Source organism: Planctomycetota bacterium, from assembly GCA_038746835.1.
In the GTDB taxonomy this organism is placed as follows: Bacteria; Planctomycetota; Phycisphaerae; order Tepidisphaerales; family Tepidisphaeraceae; genus JBCDKH01.
On the sequence record JBCDKH010000251.1, the window covers coordinates 1 to 4120 of the forward strand.

Consider the following 4120-nt stretch of genomic DNA (forward strand, 5'->3'; position numbering starts at 1 on the left):
CGCCCTGGCAAAGCGCCCGGGTCTCGTTGCTCAACCCCGACTGACGCCTCCCCGGAGACGAATGCTCATGACCACCCGTAAGACCAACATCGAAAACCTTGAATTTCGCCGGCTTCTCGCCGTCGACACGTTCGGCGCTCCCAGCTTTGTCGCCTTCCCCAACGTCGAGCTCGCCAGCGAGCCGATCTCCTACTACGACATCTCCGACGTCGGCGAGTCCTCCTTCGGTGGATTCGGCGACACGCCCGCCTTCTCGATCGGCGGCTACGAGGACAGCCCGAACAACAACGACGAGGATCCGTTCGGCATCGCGACCAACCCGGCCAACGGCGACACGTACGTCCTCTCCGGCGACAGCGGCAATGCCGGCGATGTCGACAACGGAACGCTCGAAACCGACGGCGACTACGACCTCTACCGCTTTAACTTCGCTGCGGCGTACAACGACTTCGTCACCAACAGCCGCGCCCCGGGCGTGCTCTACTTCCCGACGGTCGGCGTTGACGGGTACGACTACCTCGCAGTCTTCGACCAGTTCAACATTGGCACCGGCCCAACCGGCTTGCCCAACGTTTCAGGTAGCGACCTGAGCCCGGCCTTTGAGCTTGGCATTCCCGAGGATCGCGACAACTCCGACCTCGACCCGAGCAACGACATCGTCTTCCTCCCGGGCGTTGTCGAAAAGATCGCAGAGATCCCGCGTGCCCAGCCGACCGGCACCGGCACGCAGTTCTTCGACTCATCGTCGAGCGCTCGGCCGGAGCCCGCGACGCTCCAGTTCATCGACGCTGACACACTCCTCTTCCTCGAGCAGATCGCAGAAGACGGCGTCGACGGGGCGACCGACGACAACTTCGTTCCGCGCACCATCGAGCGCGTCTCGACCGATCCGGGCTTTGCCACCGATCCGTCGAGCGTCGATCCCTTCCTCGATCCGCAGCTGCTCGGCGGCTACAACGGCCCCGGCGTCAGCGAAAGCTGGAACAAGTACGAGCTCGACGGCTTCATCAACCTCGACGGCACGTTCCCGGCCGACAGCTTCGGCATCCGCTACGTCACCACGCCCGACTTCGTCGGCTTCTGGGCCAGCGACGACGACGGCCCGACCATGGACAACCCGGAGTTCAAGGACGAGCTTGGCCTGTACGAGCTTGATCTTTCGACTCGCACGTTCGTCCCGGCCGACATCTTCCAGAACACCGACGGCGGCACGTTCAACCCGACCAACCGCTTCCAGCTCGATGAAGACCCGGCCGTCTCGACCACGTCCAACGACGGCGACCTCGCCAACTTCGACGTCGACGAGAACGGCAACCTCATCATCGTCGAGAGCGGTTTCTTCGACGGCGAAGCACCCAGCGTCCAGTTCGTCCCGATCGATTACGTCAACGGCATCATCGGCACGCCGACCAAGACGGCTGTCACGTTCCCGGATGATGATGCGAACGCGCAAGACGTCGATGGACGCTTCAGCGTCTTCGATCGTGCCAAGGACCACCTCTACATCTTCGACAACGACTTCAGCGGTGCTGGCTCGGTGAGCGACGTCGAGGACGTCTACGTCATCGACATCAACACGCAGTCGCTCGTCTACAGTGAAGTCGACGGCCTGAACAACATCTTCCCGTTCATCGGAAGCAACGTTCTGCGGACCTTCACCTTCGGTGACTCGTTCCTCCAGGACGGCTTGGTCACCGCTGACGACGTCGACACGCTCTACGCGGGCGTCAACGGCACCGCCAGCGAGCAGGAAGCGCTCGACCTGACCGGCGACGACGTCGTCACGCTCGGCAGTGCTGTCGGCAGCGACGCGGCTGTCCTGATCCAGACGCTGATCGGCACCTCGTTCGCCGACTTCAACGTCGACGGCACCGTCGACCTGGCCGACTTCGGTCGGCTGCGTTCGGGCTTCGGTTCCAGCTCGCTCTTCAGCCAGGGCAATGCCAACGGCGACGGCAACGTCGACCTGGCCGACTTCGGCATCCTGCGGGCGAACTTCGGCTTCAACGCCAACGACGAATCGCTGTTCGCCTGAGCCGACCGGACCTCAGGAGGTTGAATTTGCAACACCGTCCCCGGCCCGCCGCGTTCTCGCGGCGGGCCGGCTTCGTGCGCAGTGGTTCGTTGCCTCCGACGCTCATTGCCGGTTTACTGCCCAACATGGCCAAGAAAACCAGCAAGCGCGCAGCCGATCCCTACGCCCCGGATCCGAAGATGAAGTTCACCTTCGGCCTCTGGACCGTCGGCCATGTCGGCGGCGATCCGTTCGGCAGCCCGACCCGGCACAAAAAAAACGTCACCGAACTCTGCGACCTCCTCGGCGAGGCCGGGGCGTTCGGCGTGAACTTCCACGACAACGACCTCATCCCCATTGACGCCACCGCCTCCGAAGCCGACGCCATCAAGAAGGACTTCAAAAAGGCCCTTCGTGCTAACGGCCTGAAGGTGCCGATGGCGACGACCAACCTCTTCACGCATCCGTGCTTCAAGGACGGCGCTTTCACCAGCAACGACGCCCGCGTCCGCAGCTATGCGATCCAGAAGACCATGCGGGCGATGGACCTCGGTGCCGAGTTCGGTGCCAAGACGTATGTTTTCTGGGGCGGACGAGAGGGGACAGAGTCGGACGCGACCAAGGACCCGACCGAAAGCATCAAACGCTTCCGCGAGGCGATCAACTTCCTGTGCGCGTACAGCAAAGACCAGGGTTATGGCTACAAGTTCGCCTTCGAAGCCAAGCCCAACGAGCCGCGCGGCCACATCTACTTCGCCGTCACGGGCAGCTATCTCGCGCTCATCCCGACGCTCGACCACCCCGAGATGTGCGGCGTGAACCCGGAGGTCGCCCACGAGCACATGGCAGGGCTGAACTTCGTGCACCACGTCGGGCAGGCACTCGAAGCCGGGAAGCTCTTCCACATCGATCTCAACGACCAGGAGTTCGGCCGCTACGACCAAGACTTCCGTTTTGGCAGCGCGAACCTGAAGCATGCGTTCTTCCTCGTGAAGCTGCTCGAAGACCACAAGTACCGCGGCCCACGGCACTTCGACAGTCACGCCTATCGCCAGTCCGGCTACAAGGACGTCCTGGCCTTCGCCAAGGGCAGCATGCGGACGTACATGATCCTGGCCGACAAAGCTCGTCGCTGGAACGAAGACCGCGAGATTCAGCGGCTGATCCGGCAGATCAATGTGAGCGATGCCTCTTCAAGACTGACGAAGCGGTTCAGTAAGACGAACGCGAAACAGCTCATGGCCACCGACTTCCGGCGCGAAGCGCTGGGTGCTGTCGACTTGCCATACGAGCGGTTGGATCAGCTGACGACGGAGATCCTGATGGGGGTTCGGTAGCAGCGGCTGTAGCTGCTGACGCGGAAGGCGAGGATGTTCTGTGGACGCGGAATGGATGATTTGTTGCGACTGCGCCGATGGTGCCCTAGGTTCATGGACCGAAAATGGGGATTCGGCATCGCCGGGAGGGTCCCGACCGATGACCGACCACACCGACCGTTCTCTTTTTTCAAGGACAAGACTGATGCGCAACATTGCGAGCAAGTTCCTGGCTACCGCCGCTCTGGGCACCGCCGCTGTCGCCGGCACCGGCTGCTACGCCGGCTCAGGCGTTGGCGTCGCGTACGCCCCTGGCTTCCTCTACTCCGACTACACCTACCCGGCATACGCCAACGGCGGCGGCACGGTCGGCACCAAGTCGGGTGAGGCCATGATCACCAGCATCCTGGGCCTCGTCGCCACCGGCGACGCCAGCATCCGCACCGCTGCCTCCAACGGTGGCATCTCCGAGGTCATGACGGTTGACACCAAGGTCACCAACATCCTCGGCATCTACTCGACGGTTACCACCGTCGTCTCGGGCGAGTAATCTCCCGAACCGACAGCCCACAAGGCTCCAGCCGGCCGCTCCGAAAGGGGCGGCCGGCTTGCGTTTTGCCGCAGCCAACACCGCTTCGCATGGACGCCGTCGTCGTCCGCTGATACCTTCCCAACCGACGCGATGGCACGGATGCCGAGCGATTTCGACCTCGTGCAGGAGGCACATGAAGCTGCGAGACCTGTGCACCGTGCTGCCGGATGTCGATCCGGACGCCTTACCAGATATCGA

General features: G+C 63.0%; 3 protein-coding genes. All 3 read left to right on the forward strand.

Annotation, left to right across the window (positions count from 1 at the left end; translation table 11 throughout):
• Window positions 1-67: 67 nt before the first annotated feature.
• The 3 genes from AAGI46_16065 (at window position 68) to AAGI46_16075 (ending at window position 3880) form a co-directional block, all read left to right on the forward strand.
• The gene (locus AAGI46_16065; protein ID MEM1013724.1) at window positions 68-2035 is read left to right on the forward strand and encodes a hypothetical protein; all 1968 of its coding nucleotides are present in this window, start codon (window positions 68-70) and stop codon (window positions 2033-2035) included.
• A 125-nt stretch (window positions 2036-2160) separates the two neighbouring features.
• Window positions 2161-3351 (forward strand): xylose isomerase, encoded by a 1191-nt coding sequence (xylA, locus tag AAGI46_16070; protein ID MEM1013725.1) that lies wholly within the window; start codon window positions 2161-2163, stop codon window positions 3349-3351.
• A gap of 184 nt (window positions 3352-3535) precedes the next feature.
• Complete coding sequence (locus AAGI46_16075; GenBank protein ID MEM1013726.1) at window positions 3536-3880, forward strand: TRL-like family protein; 345 nt, start codon at window positions 3536-3538, stop codon at window positions 3878-3880.
• Window positions 3881-4120 lie beyond the last annotated feature (240 nt).